The organism is Rheinheimera metallidurans (assembly GCF_036983985.1).
Classification (GTDB): domain Bacteria; phylum Pseudomonadota; class Gammaproteobacteria; order Enterobacterales; family Alteromonadaceae; genus Alishewanella; species Alishewanella metallidurans.
In genome coordinates this window covers 441,286-466,790 of sequence record NZ_JALAHQ010000003.1, presented here as the reverse complement: position 1 = coordinate 466,790, position 25,505 = coordinate 441,286, and the positions used below count along the sequence as shown (strand labels likewise).

Genomic DNA, 25,505 nt, shown 5'->3' with positions numbered 1-25,505 from the left:
ACTACTTATGATTAGTTATTTACAAACGAGAAATATCGTTGAACAGCGCAATTCCCATTAGCATTAGCAGAATTAGCGCTCCAAACCGGAAACCTATCTCCTGCGTCTTTTCAGAGACAGGTTTACCACGTATTAGTTCCAGCAGCATATACATTAAATGACCACCATCAAGTACTGGCAGCGGTAGTAAATTAATAACGCCCAAGTTAACACTTATCAATGCTAAAAACGATAAAAAAGCTACCAAACCTATACTGGCGGTAGTGCCAGCACCCTGTGCAATCGAAATTGGTCCGCTTAAATGCTTTACTGACACGTCGCCCGTTATAAGTTTACCGATCATAGAGAAACTTAATCGGGTGAGCTGCCACGTATGAGCAACACCTGCGCCAATAGCATCAAAGGCACCATACTGTTGGGTATAAAGTACCCCAGCCGGCCAGTCAGTTACTTGGGGGGTAACGCCCAGCACACCTTGCGAAAAACCGTCTTTAGCAATCACCAAGGTAGGCGTTACCGTTACGTTTAGCTGCTGTTCTGCACGCTGAATTAGTAATGTCAGTGGCTGTTCTGCAGAATTAGTAATAATGCCTTGTAACTGCTGCCAGTCATTAATAGCGTCATCATTAATACTTAAAATTTTATCATTAATTTGTAAGCCCGCTTTATCTGCGGCAGAATCTTTTTGTATTGCGGCAATATTGGTCAGTACTTTAGGTTTAGCTAAACCTAAACCTAAACTATCAAATACGCTCTGTTTTTCCGGGTTAAACTTCCAGTTTTTAGTATCTAACACAACAGTGCGTAACTGTTGTGTCGTTAAATCTTTAAGTTCTAATTCAATGCTATCTCGGCCAATTTGTTCTACTAATAACAAGTTCACACTATTAACGTCGCTAGCTTGATGTTGGTTAACCGCGATAATTTGCTGCTGTGCGGGTATACCTGCCTGCCATGCTATTGACTGCGGTGTAATATCTGCAACAACTGGGCGCATCGTTTGCACACCAAGCATATACATTAACCACAACACTAAAATGGCAAAGATAAAGTTTGCTGCAGGGCCAGCAGCGATAATGGCCATACGCTGCCATACCGTTTTGTGGTTAAAGGCCAGGTCTTTGAATTGTGGTAAAACAGGATCTACCCGTTCATCCAGCATGCGGACATAGCCACCAAGTGGAATTGCGGCAATAACAAATTCAGTGCCTTGCTTATCACGCCAGCGCAGTAATGCTTTACCAAAACCAATAGAAAACCGTTTAACTAATACGCCGTTTTTGCGCGCTACCCAAAAATGGCCAAACTCGTGCACGGTAATTAAAATGCCCAAGGCGACAATAAACGACAATAAATTCCAAATCGCACCCGACATTAAACACACTTCCTAAGTTGCAACTGCGCGTATTGCCGCGCGTCTTGATCGAGCGCTAATATATCATCGAGTGCCGCAACCTGAAAGCCAGCAAAATGTTCAAGGCTATTGCTGTTAATACGCGCGATATCGGTAAAGCGTATTTGTTTAGCTAAAAATGCTGCTACCGCTACTTCATTAGCGGCATTTAGCGCTGTGGTTGCACCTTGCCCCGCAGCGCAAGCCGACATCGCCAAATATAAATTTGGATAACGTTCCGGCTCAGGTTCAGTAAAGGTAAAATCGCGCATTTGCTTAAAGTTAAGCGGTGCAACAGGGCTAGCGATACGCTTAGGGAATGCTAAGGCATGCGCAATAGGTGTACGCATATCGGGTTGGCCTAGCTGAGCCAGTACCGAGCCATCACTATATTGCACCATAGAATGAATAATACTTTGCGGATGAATTACGACTTCAATATCATCAGCTTGGCAATTAAATAACCAGCGCGCTTCGATAAACTCTAAACCTTTGTTCATCATGGTGGCGCTATCGACCGAAATTTTATGCCCCATGCTCCAATTCGGATGGGCCACGGCTTGTTCAGGTGTAATTTGGGAAAACTCAGTTAATGCCTTACACAAAAACGGGCCGCCACTGCCAGTGAGCAGTAGTTTATTAATACCAAAATCTTGCAGAGTTTGCGCGTGAGTGTTTAGCTGTAAATTAGCCGGTAAACACTGGAAAATAGCATTATGCTCGCTATCTATCGGCAATAAGGTGGCACCATGTTGTTTTACTTTGCTGATAAACAACTCACCGCTCATCACTAGCGCTTCTTTATTGGCCAGTAACACCGTTTTACCTTGCTCGACTGCCGCCAATGTTGGCAGCAAGCCCGCTGAACCGACAATAGCCGCCATCACCATATCTGCATCAGGATGCGCTGCAAGCTGACATAGCGCTTCAATGCCCGATAACACTTCAGTATGGCTACCGGCGTGTTTTAATTCTGCTGCCAACATTTTAGCAGCGTTGTTATCCAGCATCGCCGCATAGCGCGGCTTAAACTCTAAACACTGCTGCAGCAATTTTTTAGTTTGCGTCGCTGCGGTTAACGCCAGCACCTTATAGTCTTGGGGATGTGCCGCTAATACCGATAAGGTACTTACGCCAATAGAGCCAGTTGAGCCGAGGATAACCACCTGACGCATTAGTAAAAACCACCAAAAATAGCCACAATAATCGCAAACAACGGTGCCGTCGCGGTTAAACTGTCTATGCGATCTAAAATACCGCCATGCCCAGGCAAAAATTTTCCGCTGTCTTTTTTGCCAGCAACACGTTTAAACATACTTTCGGTTAGATCACCAAACACAGACAATACGGTTAGCAGAAATGCCGACACATACCAAATTCCAGTTTGGGCTGGCCAATCTTGTAAATATGCCAAAACTGTAACCGCTATTGCCACTAGCGCTAAGCCACCCAGCATACCTTCAACGGTTTTACCTGGGCTTACCTGAGGTAACAATTTATGTTTACCAAATGGCTTGCCAACAATATACCCGCCAATATCAGCGGCCCAAACTAAGGCTAGCAGACAGACAATTAACCAAGCGCCAGTAAAACTAGACGCCGCGTAATCAGTAGAACGAATAAATAACACCCCAGCCCACGCCGGAACTAATGTTAGCCAGCCCATTAGGGCTTTGCCCCAATCACTATTGGCCCATAAATTTTTGCTTTTGGGGTACGTTAACACCAACGCAATGGCTAGCAACCACCAGCCCACTCCGGCCAGTAGCACGGTGCTTAGTAAAATATTATTTTCTATTGGCCACTGGGTTTGTGCGGGTAGCTGCCAATACAGCAGCGCCATAACCACTGCGGTTAAGCTAACGTAAGCTGTACGCATTGCTGTGTTAGCAAGGTTACATAAACCACTCCATTCCCATGCGCCTAATAAAAATGCGGCTGAGATAAACAGTGCAAAACCTAGTAGCGGCAAATAAAATACGGCTAACAATGCTAAAGGCGCCATAATTAACGCTGTAATAACCCGTTGTTTAAACAATCTTGTTATCCTTTACCTTGAGTCGCTAGTTGCCGGATTTGCTCTCCGGTACAGCCAAAGCGTCGCTCTCGGTTTACAAAGGCGGCTATCGCTTCTGAAAATACTTGCTGATCAAAATCTGGCCATAAGATTTCAGTAAACCAGAACTCGGCGTAAGCGGCCTGCCACAATAAAAAGTTGCTGATACGGTAATCACCACCAGTGCGAATTAATAAATCCAGCTCTGGCTGATCATGCATCTGCACGTGTTGAGCAAATAGCTGCTCGTCAATTTGCTCTGCAACTAACGTCCCCTGCTGCACCTTTATCGCTAACGTGCGTGCAGCATTAACTATATCCCATCGTCCGCCGTAATTTGCGGCAATATTTAACGTTAACGCGGTATTATTCGCGGTTAGTTGCTCGGCTTTATCAATACTAGCGCGCAATTTATCGCTAAACGCGGATAAGTCGCCCACTACTTTTAGCCTGACATTGTGTTTATGTAATTTTTTTACTTCACTTTGCAGCACCATTAAAAATAGCTGCATCAGCGTTGACACTTCGTCTTCTGGCCTGCGCCAATTCTCACTGCTAAAGGCAAATAAAGTAAGTGACTGAATTCCCAGCTCACGACAAAAGCTTACGCTACGCCGCACGGCTTCCACGCCTTTTTTATGTCCCCAGACTCGCGGCTTGCCCTGCCGTTCGGCCCAACGGCCGTTACCATCCATAATAATTGCCACATGCTTAGGCAAACTATGCGGTTTGAGCTGCGTCAATGCAGTCATAACGTGCGACCTGTCCTTATCTTGAGTTCATCAGTCTATTGCTGATCAACCTTATTACCATGTAAAACTTACGAACAAATAAAAAAGCGTCGCAAAGCTTTAACGTCACGACGCTGATACGTTAACAGAAGTGCAAATTACACTTCCATTAATTCTTTTTCTTTATCCGCTAATACATCATCAATTTTCTTGATAAAGCTATCGGTTATTTTCTGAATTTCATCAGCGGCGCGACGTTCGTCATCTTCGCTAATTTCTTTATCTTTTTGCAGCGTTTTTAAATCAGCATTAGCATCGCGACGAATATTACGCACCGCAACTCGGCCGTTTTCTGCTTCGCCACGTACCAACTTAACCAACGATTTACGACGCTCTTCCGTCAATGCAGGTAATGGCACGCGAATAGTAGTGCCAGCCGACATTGGGTTTAAACCTAAGTCAGAGGCCATAATTGCCTTTTCTACCGCCGTGGTAAGGCTTTTATCAAATACGGTAATAGCCAGTGTACGTGGGTCATCAATAGATACGTTAGCTACCTGACGCAGCGGCGTATCAGCGCCATAGTAAGACACCATAATACCATCTAATAAACTTGGGTGAGCACGGCCGGTTCTTACTTTGGTTAATTGAATTTTAAGCGCATCTACGCTTTTTTCCATACGAACGTTACTGTCTTTAATAATGTCGTTAATCACGATCTCTATCCTTTTTATTCATTGCATCAGTTACACAATGCAGTACTAAGCGCAGTAGTTTACTGTAAATTTTCTGCGTGGTCGATTACTGTGCCCTCTGGCTCGCCCATAATCACACGTTTTAACGCGCCGGCGGTGTTCATATTAAATACTCGAATTTGTAAATTGTGATCACGTGCTAGCGTAAATGCCGCTAAATCCATCACTTTAAGCTCTTTGTCTAATACTTCAGTGTACGTTAGCTGTTTGTACAAGGTTGCACTAGGGTCTTTTACTGGATCGGCAGAGAAAACACCATCTACCTTGGTGGCTTTTAATACCGCGTCGGCACCAATTTCAATACCGCGTAAGCATGCTGCCGAGTCAGTAGTAAAAAACGGATTACCGGTACCCGCAGAGAAAATAACCACGCGGCCTGATTTTAGTAAGCTAATGGCTTCAGCCCAGCTGTAGTTATCACATACGCCATTTAATGGAATAGCACTCATCATTCGTGCATTAACATAAGCGCGGTGCAGCGCATCACGCATAGCTAAACCATTCATTACCGTAGCCAGCATGCCCATATGGTCGCCTACTACACGGTTCATACCAGCTTTTGCTAAGCCTTCGCCGCGAAAGATATTGCCACCACCGATAACAATACCCACCTGCACGCCAAGCTCAACTAATTCTTTAATTTCTTGTGCCATGCGGTCTAACACTTTGGGGTCAATACCAAAGCCTTCGTCGCCCATCAGTGCTTCACCACTGAGTTTTAATAAAATTCTGCGGTAGGTCGGTTTTGGATTAATACTCATGAGATCCCCATAGTGCCAATGAAGTTAAGGTAATTGCGGGTAAAAAAAACCGCGGCTTAAGTCGTGTAAACTTAGAGTCGCGGTTATTCTAGCGTTTTTTGCAGTCAGGCAGAAGTGTAAATTACTTCTTAGCCGCCGCGATTTGCGCTGCGACTTCAGCGGCGAAGTCTTCTTCTTTCTTCTCGATGCCTTCACCTACTTCTAAGCGAATGAAAGAAACAGCTTTAGCACTGTGTTGTTTCAGGAAATCGCCAACAGAGATAGAAGGATCTTTTACAAATGGCTGACCTGTTAAGCTTACTTCACCAGTAAACTTGCTCATACGGCCGGCAACCATTTTCTCAGCAATTTCTTTGGCTTTACCTGAGTTAATTGCGATATCAATTTGAATTTCGCGCTCACGTTCAACCACATCAGCAGGTACGTCTTCTGGCGTTAAGAAGCCAGGAGTATTTGCAGCAACATGCATAGCTACATCTTTCGCTACGTCTTCATTACCGCCTTCCAACACAGCTAATACACCGATACGGCCAGAATGCACGTATTGACCGATAACTGCACCTTCAACTACCGCTGCGCGGCGTACGTTGATGTTTTCACCAATTTTAGCAACCAGTGTAGCGCGAGTATCTTCAACCGAAGTACCGTTTAAGTCTGCAGCTAAAATAGCTTCTGCAGTGAACAGCTTGTTAGCGTGGGCTAAATCAGCAACCGCATTAGCAAAATCTAAAAAGTTGCTATCGCGCGCAACAAAGTCAGTTTCGCAGTTAAATTCAATCGCTAAACCAATACCATTAGCTACGCGAGTGATAATAGTACCTTCAGCGGCAATACGACCTGCTTTCTTGGCAGCTTTGGCCAAACCACTTTTACGCATAGCGTCAATTGCGGCTTCAACATCACCTGCAGTTTCTTCTAATGCTTTTTTACAATCCATCATGCCAGCGCCAGTGCGCTCGCGAAGTTCTTTAACTAAAGCGGCAGTTACAGCCATGAGAGCTTCCTCGTATTAATTCTGGTTAGACAAACAGGGGCCAAGCCGGCCCCTGTCGCAATTTGGCACTGTGTTAACGCAAGCTTAGCCTGCGCTAAAAACAGAGAAATTACTCTGCTTCAACGAAGGCTTCGGCTTCTGCCTGTACTTCGATGTTTTTGTCACGACCTTCCAGGATAGCTTGACCTACAGCAGCTAGGTATAACTGAATAGCGCGGATCGCGTCATCGTTACCTGGTACTACAAAGTCAACGCCTTTTGGATCAGAGTTAGTATCAACGATAGATACAACCGGAATACCCAGGTTGTTAGCTTCTTTGATCGCAATGTGTTCATGGTCAGCATCGATCACGAACAATACGTCTGGCAAGCCACCCATATCTTTAATACCGCCTAAGCTCTTTTCCAGCTTGTCCATTTCACGAGTACGGTCTAAAGCTTCTTTTTTAGTCAGCTTGTCGAAAGTACCGTCTTGGCTTTGCGCTTCCAGATCTTTTAAACGCTTAATTGACTGACGCACTGTTTTCCAGTTAGTCAGCATACCGCCTAACCAGCGGTGATTTACATAGAACTGGTCTACCTTGGTTGCCGCTTCTTTGATAGCTTCAGATGCAGCACGTTTAGTACCAACGAATAAGATCTTGCCTTTCTTCGCTGCTACTTGCTGAATGAATGCCAGTGCATCGTTCATCATAGGAACAGTTTGTTCCAAGTTGATGATATGTACTTTGTTACGCGCACCGAAAATGAATGGCTTCATTTTTGGGTTCCAGTAACGAGTTTGGTGACCGAAGTGCACGCCCGCTTGGAGCATGTCGCGCATAGAAACTTTTGCCATGATTTATTTTCCTGTATAAGGGGTTAAGCCTCCATGTATCCCATATGCCGACCTTGGGCTGACTGTTGTTCAGTGCAACGCAAAGCACCCCGGAATATGTGCCGATACATGTGTGTTTTGTTTAAATTACGCCAATTGCAGCCGGTTAATGTAAAATGTCGAACTAAAGGTTCTACAATAAACACGAAACCAATTTGCTAATTTGCGGCGCGCTTTATACCATATACACCACGCAAACACAATAAGATGTGTATTTTCGCAGCAGTGCCAAGGCTACTAATATCCCGCCGCACCATAGAGAGAGAAGGTATGACAGCAACCATTAAAACTACCGCCGAAATCGAAAAAATGCGCGTAGCCGGGCGCTTAGCCGCCGACGTATTAGAAATGATTGGGCCTTTTGTTAAAGCCGGTGTTACTACCGACGAGCTTAATACTATTTGTCACGACTATATCGTTAACGAGCAACAAGCCATTCCGGCGCCACTTAATTATCATGGCTTTCCAAAATCCATTTGCACCTCAGTTAACCAAGTGATATGTCATGGTATTCCGGCCGATAAAAAGCTAAAAGATGGCGACATTATTAATATCGATATCACCGTAATTAAAGACGGTTACCACGGCGACACCTCAAAAATGTTTGTCATTGGCAAGCCGAGCATTATGGCAGAGCGACTAATTAAAGTAACGCAAGAGTGCCTATATTTGGCGCTACATAAAGTTAAAAACGGCGTACGCTTAGGTGATATTGGCCATGTTATTCAGCAACACGCTGAGCACCATAGCTATTCTGTAGTACGTGAATATTGTGGTCACGGTATCGGTGCCGTATTCCATGAAGACCCGCAGGTATTGCACTACGGCAAACCTGGCACCGGTGATGTGCTAAAAACGGGCATGTGTTTAACCATTGAACCGATGATTAACGCAGGCGCGCGGCAAAGTAAATTGTTAGCCGATGGCTGGACGGTCGTAACCAAAGATCGCAGTTTATCTGCTCAGTTTGAACACACTATTTTAGTAACAGACACAGGCTGCGAAATTTTAACCCTACGCAGTGATGATACTATTGAGCGCATCTTAACCGCCCAATAGCAACATAGGAGTTGGGTGTATGAGCCAGGCGGTAACCTATAGCAAAGCACTGTCAGACAGTTATAGCCTGGACAGCTACAAAAAGGTCTTTGCCGACTTTCATGATTGGTTAAGCAAAAGCTTTGCGTTATATCCAGTTAATGCCTTAGTAAAAGCTCGCGCGCACTTTATCGATCAGGTGTTACTGCAGCTATGGTATAAGTTTGACCTGCACAAGGTTAAAGACTTAAACCTGATAGCGGTTGGCGGTTATGGCCGTGGCGAGCTGCATCCCTGCTCCGATATTGATTTACTAATCCTGACGAATGAACCTTTAACCAGTACTCAACAAGACGCTATAGCACAATTTATTGCCACACTGTGGGATTTACGCTTAGAGGTAGGCCATAGCGTACGCAGCTTAGATGAAACCATAACGCTGGGTAAAGACGACATTACCATTGCGACTAACTTACTTGAAATGCGCTTACTTAGTGGTAATAAGCTGCTATATGAGCAACTACAGCTCGATATTAACCAAGATAGTTTTTGGACTAGCCAAGCGTTTTTTCAAGCTAAACGTAATGAACAACAGCAGCGTCATGCGCAATATCATGGCACCAGTTACAATTTAGAGCCGAATTTAAAAGCTAACCCCGGTGGGCTGCGTGACATTCAAACCATAGGCTGGGTAGCAAAACGGCACTTTCAAACCCGCACCATGCGCGAATTAGTCGCTTATCATTACCTTACCGAAGACGAATACCAAGAGCTGATGGAATGCGAAGCCTATTTATGGCAAATGCGCTTTGCCCTACATTTAGAAGCTGGCCGTAATGAAAACCGCATTTTATTCGATTATCAGCCGGCAATTGCCCAGCGCTTAGGCTTTGGCGCCGATGGTAAAGCCTCGGTCGAACGCATGATGAAGCGATTTTTCCGCACTGTGCAACGGGTGTCTGAATTAAACGAAATGCTACTGCAGCATTTTGACGGTAGTATTTTAAATCATAAAGAAAAAGTAAAAACGCTGATCCTAGATGATTACTTTGAGCTACAAGGTCATTTACTTGCCGCGCGCGACAATGCCGTATTTGCTCGGCGCGATAACTTATTACGCCTATTTTGGCATATTGCTAATAACTCAAATATTACCGGTGTACATTCAGCCACTATGCGGCTGATTCGCCAAGTGCGACGCCGGCTAATGGGCGATTTACAAGATTACGAAGCCTGCCGCCAACTATTTTTAGCTATTGTGCGCCACCCGCGCGGCATGGATAGAGCCATTACGCTTATGCATCGTTATGGCGTGCTAGCGGCTTATTTACCGCAGTGGCGCAATATTGTTGGCCAAATGCAGTTTGATTTATTTCACGCTTACACCGTAGACGAGCATACGCATCGTTTATTAAAAAACTTGTATAAATACACGCTAACCGAATACGAAAACGAATTTCCGCTATGCAGCGATATCGTAAAAAAAATGGAGAAACCCGAATTATTGTACTTAGCCGGCATTTTTCATGACATTGCTAAGGGCCGCGGCGGAGATCACTCCGAGCTCGGCGGCATGGACGCACGCGAGTTTGCCAAACTACATAAACTCAGTGAGTTTGATAGTAAGCTTATTGTCTGGTTAGTAGAACATCATTTACTAATGTCGGTTACCGCACAGCGACGCGACATTTACGACCCCGCCGTAGTAACCGAGTTTGCCGAAAAAGTACGTGACGAAACACGGTTAAACTACCTGTATTGTTTAACCTTGGCCGACATTCGTGCAACTAACGACAACTTATGGAATGATTGGAAAGGATCGCTATTACGTGAGCTATTTTTAGCCACGCAAAAAGCTTTTCGTCGGGGTTTAGAAAAGCCAATGGATTTACGCGATCTTATTCGTGAAAACCAAGCCGAAGCCATGTCGTTACTACTAAAACATACCTTTAGTGAAACTGAAATTAGCCAATTATGGGGTCGCATTAAAGCTGATTATTTTGCCCGCTATAGCGCCAAACAAATTAGCTGGCACTGCGAGCATATTTTGCGGCACAAAAACCCTAATGAGCCGCTGGTGCTTATTAGTAAAACACCGATCCGCGGTGGCACCCAAGTATTTATTTATACTAAAGATCAACCAAAACTGTTTGCCCGTTTAGTCGCAGCGCTCGATAGTAAAAAAGTAAATATTTTTGACGCGCAAATTATGACAAATAAAGACGGCTACGCCATGGATACCTTTGTCATTTTAGAACAAAACGGCGATGCGGTAACCTCGCCTTCTCGTCAGCAAAGTATTAAGCGCGCTCTAGAATTGTATATTGCCGGCAAACCTGATTTGTCACGGCAAAAAACAAGGCTATCAAGGCAAATGCGCCAGTTTAACGTACCACCTAAGGTAGTATTTTTACCCGGCAATACCAGTAAACGCACTATGATAGAGCTAGCAGCACTTGATACGCCGGGCTTATTAGCTAATATTGGTGAAGTATTTCAGCGCTGTGACGTAAATATTCATGCGGCTAAAATTACCACTATAGGCGAGCGCGCAGAAGATTTTTTTATGATTTCCAACAGTGACGACCAAGCGCTATCTCTTGAACAGCAAACTATATTAAAACAAGCGCTTATAGACCAACTTTCGCAACAAGCAGAAAATTAGTAATAAGAAAAAGGTCAGCAAAGCCTAATGCTAACCAGTCACCCTAACCGATATTTCATTAGCGCTTAAGCATACACTTGGTTTAAGCGCGAAATTTTGCCGCATCAATAATTGCCCACAAATGCACAATAACAGCAATAATGCCGGGGATAATTAAAAAGAACGTGCCATACCCCGCTGCGCAAATCACAAAAAACAAAATAGCTGCCAAAATACGCCCTTGCACCAGCTGACCTAAGCCTGGAACAAAAAAACTACATAGTGCTGCAAGAACGTTACCGCCTGAACCCTGACCTGACATATATTCACTCCAGTTACTAAAAATAACTAACCGATATTAGCTGGTAATACATAATAGAACAATCTGTTGTATATTAGGTCGTTATCTCTTTGGCCAACTGTAGTAATTTCGGGTAATAGTCTTTATCAAGCTGCGCTAGCTGATCTTGCTCCACTAACACATCATGTAATATTTGTTCAGTAGTTAATGGGTTAGCAAGTACTACGCGAAACACTATAGTTTCTTGACGGTTATATTGTACAGGCATTAAGCGCGTACGCGAGACAAACGATTTACCCTCTTCTCGCTGACGTTTTTGAATAAACTTGGTTAGCCCATTTAGCAGCTCGTTAAAGCGTTGTAGCTGTTCTGGGCTGGCTTGTCTCATCGCTTTTTGCACTATTGCAGGTACATAACGATAGGTTAATAAACACAGCTCTGGCTCGGTAATTAACTCAAAATCAATATTATGCGAAATAAGCGTAGCAAAATAACGGGCTTTTTCTAAACTGCGGTTAATCAGTATTTCATAACCATCACGGCCAATCACCTGTAAGCAAGCATGCACTAACATTGCCATGCCAGGCCGTGAGCCTTCTAAAGTTTGGCTACCTAAGTCTTTTGACCCTTTACGCAAAATATATTCAGCGTGGTGCTCTATGGCATGCGCGGCTGACGGATGTTTAAACACCACCATACCAGCCCCCATAGGCACATACATTTGTTTATGTGCATCTATAGTTACTGAATCGGCACGCTCTATGCCATCAAGTATATGTCGATATTTATTTGATAATAACGTCGCTCCACCCCATGCGGCGTCGACGTGAAAATGACATTGATATTGCTGTGCGATATCCGCTAATTGGTGCAAGGGGTCAACATTACCGGTTTCGGTGGTCCCCGCTACGCCAACGATAGCTAACACGCGAATATTAGCCGCCGTTAGCTCAGCCATTTTCTCTGCTAGTGCCAAAGCATCTATTTTATTGTTGGCATCGGTTTTTACAGCAATTAATGAATCACGCCCTATACCTAGCACATCGGCCGCTTTTCCCAATGAATAGTGGCCACGTTCGGATACCACTATGGCTAAACCATCATAGCCATAGTGTTTCATCGCTTTAAATAAGCCTTCGCGAGCAATGCCTTTAAACTCACCGTCGGCTCTAAGTAAACGGTTACGGGCTATCCATAATGCGGTGATATTGGCCACCGTACCACCAGAACAAAACGCCCCCAACGAATGATTAGCACTGTGCATCCATTTTTTATAAAAGCCGTCGTTTTCGCCATAAACTAAATGATGCACCATACCAAGCACTTGGCGCTCCATCGGCGTAAACGCTTTGGATGTTTCAATTTTTACCAGATTTTGGTTTAAGCCAACCATCATCTTGGACAATGACAGCACAAAATAAGGCAAAGCTGAGGTCATATGGCCGATAAAGCTCGGTGCGGCGGTATGGACAGAATGTGCCACTAATTTTTGCATCAGGCTTTCAGCGTAATCTGAAACAAAATTCGGCATTTGCGGAATTTCATGAGTTTGAAAATCACGCTCGATTTGCCACAGCGGCTTTTCTACCGCAACAATACTTTTACGCAAAAAACCGGCCAAATTTTGCGACAAATTCTGCTCAATAATACTCAAGGTTGAGTCTGGCGCTTCAGGAACAGTAAAGATACGCCACAGCGCTTCTTCTGAGGCCGTAGCCTGTCTTTTGCTCGATTCTTTCATGCTGTTGCTACTCTGCATACGGGTTTAGCTATCACTAAAACGGCCGGAAAAAGGCGCTTACTTTACTGTAAGCGCAAAAAAAAGTCTGCAAAAAAATACCGTTCAGGCCCGACCTGTTAAGTATCAATTCAGTAGCAGCTTAACTGCGTAAACCGATGCCACGATTAATTAAATACAGCGCATAGCTAAACAGTGCAGCAATAAAGCCCAATACCACCGCCAGAGCTAGCCACAGGTTGACGTCGGTTATACCCAAAAAGCCGTAGCGAAACGCGTTAACCATATACACAACAGGGTTAAGCGCGGCTACATGCTGCCAAAAACCGGGTAATAAGGTTAACGAATAAAATACACCACCTAAATAAGTAAGCGGAGTTAGAACAAAAGTAGGCACAATACTTATATCGTCAAACGACTTCGCATGAACGGCATTAATTAGCCCGCCTAATGAAAACAGCATCGACGTAAGTATTACGGTAATAATGATCACTGCGATATTATGTATTTGAATGCTGACAAAGAATAACGACAACAAGGTAACAATTAAGCCCACCAAAATACCGCGCGCCATACCGCCACCAACATAACCCAGTACAATAATATAGTTGGGTACGGGTGCGACTAATAACTCTTCAACATTACGTTGAAATTTAGCACTAAAAAACGACGAGGCGACGTTAGCGTAGGAGTTAGTAATGACCGCCATCATAATTAAACCGGGTACAATAAACTCCATATAGCTAAAGCCGCCCATTTCACCAATGCGCGAACCAATTAAGCTACCAAAAATAACAAAATACAGCGCCATAGTGATTGCTGGCGGTACTAAGGTTTGCAGCCAAATTCGTAAAAAACGGTTAGTTTCTTTGGTTAAGATACTTTTTAACGCCACGCTATAATTTGCCTTACTCATTGCGTGGCTCCTTTACTTCCATCTACCAATGAAACAAATAATTCTTCTAGTCGGTTGGCTTTGTTTCGCATTGACAACACCTTGATATTTTGTGCGCTTAGCTGGGCAAAAATTGGGTTTAAGCCCTGTGCATTTTCAACATCAACTTCTATGCTATGGCTATCTAATTGACGCCAAGTGAAACTCTCTAAGCTAATAGTGGCTGGCTCACCAGCAAAATCGAAAATAAAGGTTTCTTTAGTTAACTTAGATAACAAGGCTTTCATGGTGGTGTTTTCTATAATTTGGCCGTTATCGATAATGGCGATATTACGGCAAAGCATTTCGGCTTCTTCCAAATAGTGCGTAGTAAGTATAATAGTTACGCCTTGCTGATTAATTTTGCGTAAAAACTCCCACATTGAACGGCGCAGCTCGATATCAACACCAGCGGTAGGCTCGTCTAAAATAAGCAGTTTTGGTTCATGCATTAAGGCGCGAGCAATCATTAAGCGGCGTTTCATGCCTCCCGATAATTCACGCGAGCGTGCATTACGCTTATCCCACAACCCAAGCTGGCCAAGGTATTTTTCGGCGCGTTCTAACGCTAACTTTCTTGGTACACCGTAATAACCAGCCTGATTAACCACAATTTGTAGCACCGTTTCAAACTGATTAAAGTTAAACTCTTGCGGCACTATACCTAGCTGACTCTTGGCTTGCTCTAATTGGCTATCTAGGTCAAAACCAAATACTTGAATGCTGCCTTGGGTTTTATTAACCAAGGAACTAATAATACCAATGGTGGTACTTTTACCTGCGCCATTGGGCCCAAGCAGGGCAAAAAAATCGCCCTGTTTTACCTGTAAATCAATACCGCTTAATGCGACAGTACCGCTTTTGTAAACCTTATGCAGCCCTTTAATATCTAACGCTAAACTCAATTCTGTTCTCCTGTCGCAGCCGACTCGCCACTATAACCCCAACGGTTTAATAACTGATGCGGTACTTTTAAATGATCTAAAATGCGCGCTACCATAAAGTCGACCAGATCGCTTACCTGCTTTGGTTGATGATAAAACCCCGGCGCCGCAGGCATAATGGTAACGCCCAGCTTGGCTAGCTTAAGCATATTTTCTAAATGAATAGCGCTAAGTGGGCTTTCACGCGGTACTAATATTAGCTGGCCGCCTTCCTTTATAACGACATCAGCCGCGCGCTCAATCAGGTTGTCACTTATGCCGGCCGCAATACTGGCAACCGTGCCAGTAGAACATGGGCAAATAACCATTTGTTTTGGCGCAGCAGAGCCAGACGCTACCGGTGAAAACCAATCTTCTTTGCCGTATACCGTTAATAGCGACGCAGCGCAACCAAAGTGTTGGCGCAGCATATCAGAGCATTTGTCCGGTGATGCCGGTAGTTTAACGTCGTGTTCGGTAGCAAATACTACGCGCGCCGCACTGGAAATAAGCAAGTGCACCTTAATACCCTGCGCCAGCAGCAACTCTAGTAAACGCCAAGCATAGGGCGCGCCTGAGGCACCACTAAAAGCTAAGGTAATTTCTTTAACCACCGTCATAGCGGCTCCCATTTGTGTTGCAATGCGTTAATGAGTTTGTCGTGAATTCCACCGAAACCGCCGTTGCTCATTATAACAATGCTATCGTTTGGCTGCGCTTGTTCTGTTAACAATTGAACCAAGGCATCAATATCGCGCAGCAGTGTCGCCTTTGGCGCTAACGCTCGAGTAATGGCATCTAATGACCAATTGGCGTTGGCTGGTTCAAATAAAAATACGCTATCAGCCAACGCAAGCGATAATGGCAACGCTGCTTGGTGCACGCCCATACGCATGGTATTTGAACGTGGTTCTAATACGGCTAATACTCGGTTCTGGCCTACTTTATTGCGAATACCTTGTAAGGTAGTGCTAATAGCGGTGGGATGATGGGCAAAATCGTCGTACACCTTAATACCGGCGATATCGGCCTTTAGCTCCATCCGCCGCTTTGGTGTAATAAAGCGGGTCAATGCATCTAAGGCTACTTGCACCGGCACACCAGCATGACGCGCGGCAGCAATAGCCATTACCGCATTATCTACGTTGTGCTGACCGCTTAACTGCCAGTTTAGCTCGCCGAGCTTTTCGTTTTTATAATATAAAGCGAAGTGACTGCCGTCGCTTTGTATTAATTCGGCTTGCCAATCATCACCATAACTTTGCCGCTCACTCCAACAGCCCATATCTAAAGTCTGCTTTACCGCAAGCGTATCTTCAGGCGATAACACCAAGCCATTGGTCGGCACCATACGCAACAAATGATGAAACTGCCGTTGAATTGCGGCTAAATCGAGGAAAATATCTGCATGGTCATATTCTAAATTATTAATTACCAACGTTCGTGGTCGGTAATGGACAAACTTAGAACGTTTATCAAAAAATGCGGTGTCGTATTCGTCGGCTTCAATAACAAAAAACGGTGATTCACCTAAACGGGCTGAACAATCAAAGTTTTGTGGAATTCCGCCAATTAAAAACCCCGGTTTTAAACCGGCGTAATCTAAGATCCAAGCCAGTATAGTACTGGTGGTAGTTTTGCCGTGTGTGCCGGACACCGCCAACACCCAGCGATCATGTAGTACTTGCTCGGCTAACCACTGCGGGCCAGAAATGTAACGTAAATTAGTATTAAGTACATATTCAACCGCGGGGTTACCGCGCGATAACGCATTACCAATAATAACCAGATCGGGCGCCGGTTCTAACTGTGCAGGATCCCAACCCTGTGTTAGTTCTATACCCAGCTGTTCAAGCTGAGTACTCATTGGCGGATACACATTGGTATCCGAACCCGTTACCTTATGCCCAAGTGCTTTAGCAATAGCGGCAATACCGCCCATAAAGGTGCCACAAATGCCGAGAATATGAATATGCATAACATTTCCTGAAGATTAATTGCCGCTATTGTAGCAAAAGCAAACTAGTTGGTAGTAATAACTGCAATTTGCGAATAAATTCTTTAAAATACGTCAGTTTTAACTGCTTAAGCAAAATAATTACGGATAAGGAACCCTTACATGCGCCGCATATCGCCAGTATTGCAACAGGACGGAGTCGACAGCAACTTACTTTCATTGATTAAAACCATACTGGCTGCCTGCCGAGAAATTGCCTTTCGCGTAAGCCAAGGAGAACTGGCTGGAGTATTAGGTTCTACCTTGGGTGAGAATATTCAAGGGGAAACCCAGAAAAAACTCGATATTATTGCTAACGAGTTACTAAAAGAAGTCATTCTTGAAACCGGCGTAGTAAAAGCGATCAGTTCTGAAGAAGAAGATACCATTGTTGCCGGTAACCCAAAGGGTAAATACCTAGTCACCTTCGACCCACTAGATGGCTCTTCTAACACCGACATTAATAGCTTAATTGGTACCATCTTTTCTATATTGCCAGCACCCGAAGATAAAGCCGCCGATGACGCCAGCATGTTTTTACAACCTGGCACCGCACAATTAGCCGCGGGCTACGTGCTTTATGGTCCATCTACTATGTTGGCACTTACTACGGGCAAAGGCACACGCTTATACACTTTAGATAAAACCTACGGCGGCTTTTTATTAACGGAAGAGCTGGCGACTATTCCAAAATACACCGCCGAGTTTGCCATTAATATGTCAAACCAGCGTTACTGGCAACCCGCTATGCAAACCTATATTGCCGATTTACTGCAAGGTAAAGAAGGCCCGCGTGGCAAAAACTATAATATGCGCTGGATAGCCGCCATGGTAGGCGACGTGCACCGCGTGTTATGTCGTGGTGGTATTTTTGCTTACCCTCGTGATAACAAAGATGCCAGCAAGCCAGATAAACTGCGGCTAATGTATGAAGCTAACCCAATGAGCTTTCTGGTAGAACAAGCCGGTGGTGCTAGTTCAACCGGTTATGAGCGAATCATGGACATAGTGCCGGTTGATATCCATCAGCGCGTATCAGTAATACTCGGCTCAAAACATGAAGTAGAAAGCTGTATTGCTTATCATCAACGATAGCCATTTAAACTACCGGCGCTATAATAAGCGCCAATTTTAACGAACCTAAGGATCAGCCCATGAGCTTAAGCGATGTAGCTGCAGGTAAAAACCTACCTGACGAAATTAACGTAATTATTGAAATTCCGGCCAATGCCGACCCAATTAAATACGAAGTAGACAAAGACACCGGTACAGTGTGGGTTGACCGTTTTATGTCAACACCGATGTTTTATCCATGTAACTACGGTTTTGTAAACCAAACCTTATCATTAGATGGTGACCCAGTAGACGTGTTAGTACCTACACCTTACCCACTAATGCCTGGTGCAGTAATTAAATGTCGCCCAGTGGGTGTATTATTTATGACTGACGAAGCGGGTGAAGATGCTAAAGTTATTGCCGTACCAGTAAGTAAGTTAACGAAACTGTACGACCATATTCAAGATATTAACGACGTACCAGAGCTGCTGAAAAACCAAATTCAGCACTTCTTTGAGCAATATAAAGCGTTAGAACCGGGCAAATGGGTAAAACTCAATGGTTGGGGTGATATTGCCGCCGCAAAAGAAGAAATAGTATCTTCGTTTGCCCGTGCCAAAAAATAATTCTGCTTAGAGACTCACCAGCTTAGTGCCCACTAAGCTGGTTGTTATTTAACCTATCAAAGTCAACTACAACAAGCATTTGCATAAATAAGTCTTTATACTGCGCATAAACCAATTCGAATATAATATTGTAGTATTACAGGGGCATGCAGTATGGATATATTAAGACGTCTGTCTATCGCGAAGAAAATCTATCTAATCCCTATCATAGGCACGTTGAGTTTTGTTATTTACCTTGTTTTAGCCAGTATCACCGCACTTAATAACGTGACTACGCTAGAACAAACTCGCGATGTGCAATTTCCTGTACTGCAAGCTGCACAAAGCTCATTAGTATTACTAGAGCGGATAAAAGAGTCGCTAGCCAGTGCGGTTACCACCGGTGATGCTGAAGCCTTAACCGGTGCAGCCGGTTTTAGCAATAAACTACATGAATCACTGAATCAAATTTCCCAGCTTAACCGCGCATACACTAGCGATATCAATACGATTAAACAAAGCTATGACGCCTATTACCAGGTGGCACATAAAGTGTCACAAGAAATGATTAATAACACCGCTGATTTTACTACTCTGGCACAGCGGTCAGAGAAAATGAACGCCAATTACGATACCACCACCGGTTTATTAAGCCAGTTTAGTCGTACTCGGTTAACGGAGTTTACCACCGCTATCGACGCCGCTAGTGAGCAAGCCGGCACACTCATTACAGTTGGCATAGTCATGGGGCTCATTACCACATTAGTATTATTTGGTACTGCCTTTCCGGTAGCGCAAGGTATTAAAAATAGTTTGGGTAATATGATTAGCTCACTGCAAGATCTGGCTAAAGAAAATGGCGATCTTACCGTGCGTATCAACACCAGTAGCAAAGATGAATTAGGTGATTTAGCACACTGGTTTAATAGCTTTATGCAAAAGTTACAGCATCTGGTGAAAGACATCGTTAACACCGCAGTACCGCTGTCGGCATTAGCCAAAGATTTACGCGTATTAACCGATGACACCAATAAAACCATTGCGCAACAACGCAAAGCGGCAGATCAAGCCAAACACGCTGTTGATGATATGGGCGCAAGCGTAATGGCAGAAGTTAATAGTGCCAACGAAGCAGCAAAAGCGGCCAATCAATCCAGCGACGCTGCCGAGCTAGGCCAAAAAACGGTTACGGCTACCGTAAAAAACATTCAACTATTAGCCGGTAACGTGCAAGAAGCGTCAGATGTCATTGTGCAACTAGAAAAAGATGCGAATCAAGTTGGTACTGTACTTAGTGTCATAAAAGGCATTGCCGAACAAACCAATTTACTGGCATTAAATGCGGCCATTGAAGCCGCGCGCGCTGGCGAGCAAGGCCGAGGTTTCGCGGTAGTGGCTGACGAAGTACGCACTTTGGCGTCACGTACACAAAAGTCGACTGAAGAAATTCAGCGTACTATTGAACAACTGCAATCAGCCGCGCGCTTAGCGGTGCAGAAAATGCAACAAAGCACTAATCAGGCTGATAATAGCGTTGAGTCTGCGAACGAAGCCGGTAATGCATTGCAATTAATTACGCAAAGCATTACGCAAATTCGTTTAATGAATCAACAAATTGTCGACGCTACTGATGAACAACAAAAAATGACTAATAATATTGTACAGCACGTTGACGATATTTTTACTAATACCGAACACAGCTCAGAAAGTGCAAACCACATTGCCACGGCAAGTAGTGAGTTAGCTTCGTTAGCGCAAAATCTAGAGAGTATTACCCGCTTATTCCGCGTTTAATTAGTCTTATTCAGCCAACAAAAAGCCGGTTTAAAACCGGCTTTTGTAATTGAGCAGTAACACGTTTTAATAGTAGTTTTCTGGTAATGGAATGCGCGCTACACCCGAAGCAACCGCGGCTTCAGCTACGGCTTTGGCAACGCGTGGTAACAACCGTGGGTCCATTGGTTTAGGAATAATGTAGGTTTTGCCGAAACTTAGCGCATCCACTTTAGCTGCTGTTAATACTTCTTGCGGTACAGGTTCTTGCGCAATAGCACGAATTGCATTCACAGCTGCAATCTTCATTTCGTCATTAATCACTTTAGCCCGCACATCTAGCGCACCGCGGAAGATAAACGGGAAACACAGCACATTATTAACCTGATTTGGGTAATCCGAGCGGCCTGTTGCCATAATAATGTCATTACGTGCTGCATGTGCCAGCTCAGGTTTAATTTCTGGATCTGGGTTAGAGCAAGCAAATACTACCGGATTAGCAGCCATTAACTTTAATGTTTCGGCGGGCAAAATATCTGGGCCTGACACACCCACAAAAACATCAGCCCCGGTCATTGCATCTTCTAACGTGCGCTTATCGGTGTTATTAGCAAACAACAACTTATACTGATTTAAATCATTACGTCGAGTATGAATAACACCCTTGGTATCAAGCATATAAATATGTTCGCGTTGTGCGCCACATTTAACTAATAATTCCATACAAGCGATAGCCGCGGCGCCAGCACCTAAGCAAACGATAATGGCATCTTTAATATTCTTACCCTGAATTTGTAATGCGTTTAGCATGCCCGCGGCAGTAACAATGGCGGTGCCGTGTTGATCATCATGAAACACCGGAATATTGCAGCGTTTAATCAGCTCTTTTTCAATTTCAAAACACTCAGGTGCTTTAATATCTTCTAAATTAATACCGCCAAAGGTGTCAGCAATATTGGCTACCGTATTAATAAACTCTTCTGTAGTGCGATGTGTTACTTCAATATCAATGGAGTCGATATTGGCAAAGCGTTTAAATAGTAAGGCTTTACCTTCCATTACCGGTTTAGATGCCATTGGCCCTAAATTACCTAAGCCTAATATTGCCGTACCATTAGTGATAACCGCAACCAAATTACCTTTACCGGTATATTTGTAAACATTATCAATATCGTTAGCAATTTCACGCACAGGTTCAGCCACACCAGGGCTATAGGCTAATGCCAAATCGGTTACTGTTTCAGCAGGCTTACTAATTTCAATACTAATTTTGCCGGGTTTAGGCTCGGCATGATAACGCAAGGCTTGTTCTTTGAAATCTGACATCTATTGGGTTCCGCTGTTTGTTGTAAGGTGTGCCGCATAGTAATAATTAAGGTATTACGCATGAAGGTTGTCTATTCTAAAGACCTGTTACAGCGAAGAGAACCGGAATCGGTCTGATCGTACCAGCGCAAAATACGCTAACAAGCTATAACACTTTAGTAGTGGCCTATTTTGTTATAGCAAGTCAGACCAGTAGCAGCTATTTTTTCGCTAAATAGTGATTATTAATAACCGTAGAAACTAACCTGATTTTTAGGCACAAAAAAAGCACCTTACGGTGCTTTTTTCAGTTTGACGATAACTGAACCGATTAACGGTTGCCCAGTACAGAGAAACGTTTTTTGAAGCGATCTACACGGCCGCCTACGTCTAACACTTTTTGCTTACCGGTATAGAACGGGTGGCAAGCTGAGCAAACGTCTAAGTGAATGTCTTTGCACAGTGCTGATTTTGTTTTGAATGCATTACCGCAAGTACAAGTTGCAGTAATTTCTTTATATTCTGGGTGAATACCTGGCTTCATGGGTTACCTCGTTAGGCCGCATCGCTATCCGGTCAATTCTTGCCAGACACCATACGTAATTACAGTTAATTTAGGGCGCGTAGCTTAATTGATAGCCGATTAACTTGCAATAGTTGAAATAGCGAAGCGGATAAATTTTCTTTTACTTGGCATTTAACTAGCCTGTCCTTACACTTGGCAGCTGCGTTTAAAAGAGGTATTGCTGTGATTGTAGTACGCGTGGCACTGCCGGTGCCACTGAGGCAACATTTTGACTATCTTATCAATGCCGACCCAAAACCCCAGGTGGGTTGCCGAGTATTAGTCCCTTTTGGCAACCGTAAACTGATCGGCATTATTTGGCAAATTGCGCCAACTGATAGCTTTGATGCCAGTAAACTAAAAGCCGTGCTTAGCTTGCTCGACACCAGCCCAGTACTTCCGCCATTACTTTGCCAATTGCTAAGTTTCGCTGCTGACTATTACCATTATCCATTAGGTGAAGTGCTAATTAGTGCGCTACCCGCGTTGTTACGTGAAGGCCGAAATTTAAATGACTATCAACCCAAAGCCTATCAGTTAACCGATACTGGTAAGCTGCTCAACATCACGGCATTAAAGCGCGCACCGAAACAACACGCGCTATGGCAAGCATTACAGGCGCATCAGCTAACTGAATCGGTATTATTACAGCAGCATAGCCGCAGCACGTTAAAGCAATTACTAGAAAAGCAGTTAGTCGAAGAGTTAATTGTGGCCCCCATCCCCTTTACACCACCAGAGACTGAAGCTACGGGGCTTAAATTAACGCCTTCGCAAGCACTAGCGGTAACTGCCGTTAATCACGCCAGCGGCCGTTTTGAGCGATTACTATTAGAAGGCGTTACTGGCTCGGGTAAAACGGAAGTGTACTTGCAAGCCATTGCCAGCTTATTGCTAAAGCAACAGCAAGTATTAGTCATAGTGCCAGAGATTGGTTTAACGCCACAAACCCTAGCCCGTTTTCAAGCGCGCTTTAACGTGCCAGTACTTTGTTGGCATTCAGCCCTTACCGACAACGAACGCTTACATTGCTGGTTACAAGCCAGCACCGGCGCTGCCGCCATTATTATTGGCACGCGCTCGGCATTATTTTTACCATTTTGGCAGCTTGGTCTGATTATTATCGATGAAGAACATGACCAATCGCTAAAACAACAGGATGGCTTTCGTTATCATGCTCGCGATTTAGCGATTAAGCGCGCGGCACTGCAACATTGTCCTATTTTATTAGGCTCGGCAACACCGAGCTTAGAAAGCCTACACAATGCACTAAGCAAGCGCTTTATTCATCTGCCGCTACCCGACCGCGCCGCTGGCCAGGCCTTACCCAGCTTTGAGCTGGTTGATTTAAAGCAGCAAGTACTACAATTTGGTTTAGCTAGTCAAACCCTAGCGCAAATCAAGCAACAGCTAACTCTCGGCTTACAAGTAATGTTATTTTTAAACCGGCGCGGCTTTGCCCCAGCACTCAGTTGCCAAGAATGCGGCTGGTTAACCGAATGTCAGCGCTGCAGTGCTTTTACTACCTATCATAAACAAAGCCGCCAGCTGGTATGTCACCATTGCGGCGCCAGCAAAGCTATTCCACGCCAGTGTGGCGGTTGTGGCAGCACTCAACTTAAACCGCTGGGCCAAGGCACTGAACAGCTTGAAGAAAATTTACAACTATTGTTTCCCGACATTGCCATCACCCGGCTTGATCGCGACAGCACCAGACGTAAAGGTGCATTACATCAGGCATTAGAAGATATTCACCAAACCGGTGCACGGCTGATTGTTGGTACGCAAATGCTGGCTAAAGGACATCACTTTCCAAATGTGAGTTTAGTGGTCATCGTTGACGTAGATGGTGCATTGTATAGCAGCGACTTTCGCGCACCAGAACAGCTGGCGCAACTGCTTACTCAGGTTGCCGGCCGCGCGGGCCGTGGCAGTAGCGGTGGTAAAGTGTTATTGCAAACGCAGTACCCCGAACATGCCCTGCTACAAGATATTATTCAAAACGGTTACGCTTCTTTTGCTCGCAGCGCTTTGGCTGAACGTGAGCAAACTCGGCTACCCCCGTTTCAACACTTAGTGCTATTTAGCGCAGAAGCACATCAATCAATCGATTGCCAACAATGGTTACAACAGGTGACCGACTTTATGCGGCAATATCCGGCACTGCAATTGCTGGGGCCTATTCCTGCGCCACTGGAACGCAGAGCCGGTAAATATCGCTGGCAGCTGCAACTTTATAGCGCAGGTAGAAACACAGTGCATCAAGCGTTAGACCAGCTATTACTGCAAATTGCCAGTTGGCCGCTAAGCCGAAAAGTGAAATGGCAACTCGACGTAGACCCAACTGATCTGACCTGAACCCCAGCGTTGTGTTTCTTTTTTTAGCCAACCTTGTAGAATAGCCGTTTAATTACGCTGTAGCAGTATTACTACCTTATGCCTCAAAAAGACTATATAAAAGCCAGCCGGCCAAAAGCTAAAGCCAAACCGGCAAACAAGCGCCCTGCGCGGCGCAATAGCAAAGCTAAACAGCCAGCACCGGCGAAGCCATGGCTATTATTAGTTGTTACTTTTTTACTGATTGGTGGCTTTATTTATTTTTTATGGTTTTTAAACCAGCAACCCGCTGGCACAACACCATCTGCGGTAATACCAGCAAAAACACCGGTTAAAACACCGCCTAAAACGACAAAACCTAAAGATGAGCTACCGGCCAAACCAACAGAAGAGCCGTACCAATATATTAAAGAATTAGAGAACAAAGAAGTAAAGGTTGAAGTTACTGAGCAGCAGGCTGGTGGCCCTTATCAAATGCAGTGCGGCTCATTTAGAGTAGAGCAGCAAGCTGAAACCATGAAAGCGCAAATTGCCTTCGCTGGCTTTGCCTCGCAAATTCGCCGCACAGAAGGTGCAAACGGTGTTTGGTATCGAGTTGTACTTGGTCCTTATACATCCAAACGTCAGGCCACCACCGATCGCAATCGCCTACGCCAACAGAGTATTAATACTTGCCAAATCTGGAATTGGTCTTGAAATTTCGTTAACGCAGCCACACTTAAA

The 25,505-nt window shown here is 44.5% G+C and carries 23 protein-coding genes; 7 read left to right on the top strand and 16 right to left on the bottom strand.

Going from position 1 to position 25,505, the window contains the following annotated elements; translation table 11 throughout:
* Window positions 1–19 precede the first annotated feature (19 nt).
* The 8 genes from rseP to rpsB form a co-directional block, all read right to left on the bottom strand.
* The gene (gene rseP, locus MN199_RS11260; RefSeq protein WP_335739475.1) at window positions 20–1,375 is read right to left on the bottom strand and encodes a sigma E protease regulator RseP; all 1,356 of its coding nucleotides are present in this window, start codon (window positions 1,373–1,375) and stop codon (window positions 20–22) included.
* Window positions 1,375–2,568 (bottom strand): 1-deoxy-D-xylulose-5-phosphate reductoisomerase, encoded by a 1,194-nt coding sequence (gene ispC / locus MN199_RS11255; protein ID WP_335739474.1) that lies wholly within the window; start codon window positions 2,566–2,568, stop codon window positions 1,375–1,377. Before ispC ends, rseP begins: the two co-directional genes overlap by 1 nt.
* Window positions 2,568–3,431 (bottom strand): phosphatidate cytidylyltransferase, encoded by an 864-nt coding sequence (locus MN199_RS11250; protein ID WP_335739473.1) that lies wholly within the window; start codon window positions 3,429–3,431, stop codon window positions 2,568–2,570. The genes ispC and MN199_RS11250 overlap by 1 nt, the downstream gene beginning before the upstream one ends.
* 5 nt (window positions 3,432–3,436) lie before the next feature.
* The gene (uppS, locus tag MN199_RS11245) at window positions 3,437–4,201 is read right to left on the bottom strand and encodes a polyprenyl diphosphate synthase (protein WP_335739472.1); all 765 of its coding nucleotides are present in this window, start codon (window positions 4,199–4,201) and stop codon (window positions 3,437–3,439) included.
* A gap of 137 nt (window positions 4,202–4,338) precedes the next feature.
* Window positions 4,339–4,896, bottom strand: coding sequence for a ribosome recycling factor (frr, locus tag MN199_RS11240; RefSeq protein ID WP_132584806.1), 558 nt, complete (start codon window positions 4,894–4,896; stop codon window positions 4,339–4,341).
* Between the two features lie 59 nt (window positions 4,897–4,955).
* Complete coding sequence (gene pyrH, locus MN199_RS11235; RefSeq protein ID WP_132584808.1) at window positions 4,956–5,696, bottom strand: UMP kinase; 741 nt, start codon at window positions 5,694–5,696, stop codon at window positions 4,956–4,958.
* Between the two features lie 121 nt (window positions 5,697–5,817).
* Window positions 5,818–6,690 carry a translation elongation factor Ts gene (gene tsf / locus MN199_RS11230; protein WP_132584810.1) on the bottom strand — a complete coding sequence of 291 codons (873 nt, stop codon included), beginning with the start codon at window positions 6,688–6,690 and terminating at the stop codon, window positions 5,818–5,820.
* 109 nt (window positions 6,691–6,799) lie between these two features.
* A complete protein-coding gene (gene rpsB / locus MN199_RS11225; protein ID WP_132584812.1) occupies window positions 6,800–7,528 on the bottom strand; it encodes a 30S ribosomal protein S2 in 729 nt (242 codons plus the stop codon).
* Between the two features lie 309 nt (window positions 7,529–7,837).
* Between rpsB and map the strand changes: the two genes are divergently transcribed.
* Window positions 7,838–8,626: a type I methionyl aminopeptidase gene (gene map / locus MN199_RS11220; RefSeq protein ID WP_335739471.1), complete on the top strand. Its 789-nt coding sequence runs from the start codon at window positions 7,838–7,840 to the stop codon at window positions 8,624–8,626.
* 19 nt (window positions 8,627–8,645) lie between these two features.
* A complete protein-coding gene (glnD, locus tag MN199_RS11215; protein WP_335739470.1) occupies window positions 8,646–11,270 on the top strand; it encodes a [protein-PII] uridylyltransferase in 2,625 nt (874 codons plus the stop codon).
* Window positions 11,271–11,352: 82 nt separating this feature from the next.
* Here glnD and MN199_RS11210 read toward each other — a convergent pair whose 3' ends face one another.
* The 6 genes from MN199_RS11210 to mpl all read right to left on the bottom strand — a co-directional run bounded on the left by MN199_RS11210 (window position 11,353) and on the right by mpl (window position 17,123).
* Complete coding sequence (locus MN199_RS11210; RefSeq protein WP_132584818.1) at window positions 11,353–11,571, bottom strand: hypothetical protein; 219 nt, start codon at window positions 11,569–11,571, stop codon at window positions 11,353–11,355.
* 73 nt (window positions 11,572–11,644) lie between these two features.
* On the bottom strand, window positions 11,645–13,291 hold the full coding sequence (gene panP / locus MN199_RS11205; protein WP_132584820.1) for a pyridoxal-dependent aspartate 1-decarboxylase PanP: 1,647 nt from the start codon (window positions 13,289–13,291) through the stop codon (window positions 11,645–11,647).
* Window positions 13,292–13,430: 139 nt separating this feature from the next.
* Window positions 13,431–14,204, bottom strand: coding sequence for an ABC transporter permease (locus MN199_RS11200; RefSeq protein WP_132584822.1), 774 nt, complete (start codon window positions 14,202–14,204; stop codon window positions 13,431–13,433).
* Window positions 14,201–15,127, bottom strand: coding sequence for an ABC transporter ATP-binding protein (locus MN199_RS11195; protein ID WP_132584824.1), 927 nt, complete (start codon window positions 15,125–15,127; stop codon window positions 14,201–14,203). Before MN199_RS11195 ends, MN199_RS11200 begins: the two co-directional genes overlap by 4 nt.
* Window positions 15,124–15,765 carry a flavin prenyltransferase UbiX gene (locus MN199_RS11190; RefSeq protein WP_335739469.1) on the bottom strand — a complete coding sequence of 214 codons (642 nt, stop codon included), beginning with the start codon at window positions 15,763–15,765 and terminating at the stop codon, window positions 15,124–15,126. Before MN199_RS11190 ends, MN199_RS11195 begins: the two co-directional genes overlap by 4 nt.
* Window positions 15,762–17,123 (bottom strand): UDP-N-acetylmuramate:L-alanyl-gamma-D-glutamyl-meso-diaminopimelate ligase, encoded by a 1,362-nt coding sequence (gene mpl, locus MN199_RS11185; protein WP_335739468.1) that lies wholly within the window; start codon window positions 17,121–17,123, stop codon window positions 15,762–15,764. Before mpl ends, MN199_RS11190 begins: the two co-directional genes overlap by 4 nt.
* A gap of 141 nt (window positions 17,124–17,264) precedes the next feature.
* Here mpl and MN199_RS11180 point away from each other — a divergent pair, with 141 nt between their 5' ends.
* The 3 genes from MN199_RS11180 (at window position 17,265) to MN199_RS11170 (ending at window position 20,596) form a co-directional block, all read left to right on the top strand.
* The gene (locus tag MN199_RS11180) at window positions 17,265–18,236 is read left to right on the top strand and encodes a class 1 fructose-bisphosphatase (RefSeq protein ID WP_132584830.1); all 972 of its coding nucleotides are present in this window, start codon (window positions 17,265–17,267) and stop codon (window positions 18,234–18,236) included.
* Window positions 18,237–18,295: 59 nt separating this feature from the next.
* Window positions 18,296–18,823, top strand: coding sequence for an inorganic diphosphatase (gene ppa, locus MN199_RS11175; RefSeq protein ID WP_132584832.1), 528 nt, complete (start codon window positions 18,296–18,298; stop codon window positions 18,821–18,823).
* Window positions 18,824–18,976: 153 nt separating this feature from the next.
* Entirely contained in the window at window positions 18,977–20,596 is a 1,620-nt protein-coding gene (locus tag MN199_RS11170) for a methyl-accepting chemotaxis protein (RefSeq protein ID WP_335739467.1), read from the top strand.
* A 66-nt stretch (window positions 20,597–20,662) separates the two neighbouring features.
* Here MN199_RS11170 and MN199_RS11165 read toward each other — a convergent pair whose 3' ends face one another.
* Window positions 20,663–21,901 carry a malic enzyme-like NAD(P)-binding protein gene (locus tag MN199_RS11165; RefSeq protein ID WP_132584836.1) on the bottom strand — a complete coding sequence of 413 codons (1,239 nt, stop codon included), beginning with the start codon at window positions 21,899–21,901 and terminating at the stop codon, window positions 20,663–20,665.
* Window positions 21,902–22,211: 310 nt separating this feature from the next.
* Window positions 22,212–22,424 (bottom strand): 50S ribosomal protein L31, encoded by a 213-nt coding sequence (gene rpmE, locus MN199_RS11160; RefSeq protein WP_027670299.1) that lies wholly within the window; start codon window positions 22,422–22,424, stop codon window positions 22,212–22,214.
* Window positions 22,425–22,628: 204 nt separating this feature from the next.
* Between rpmE and priA the strand changes: the two genes are divergently transcribed.
* Entirely contained in the window at window positions 22,629–24,803 is a 2,175-nt protein-coding gene (priA, locus tag MN199_RS11155; protein WP_243695503.1) for a primosomal protein N', read from the top strand.
* Window positions 24,804–24,881: 78 nt separating this feature from the next.
* On the top strand, window positions 24,882–25,478 hold the full coding sequence (locus MN199_RS11150; RefSeq protein WP_335739466.1) for an SPOR domain-containing protein: 597 nt from the start codon (window positions 24,882–24,884) through the stop codon (window positions 25,476–25,478).
* Window positions 25,479–25,505 lie beyond the last annotated feature (27 nt).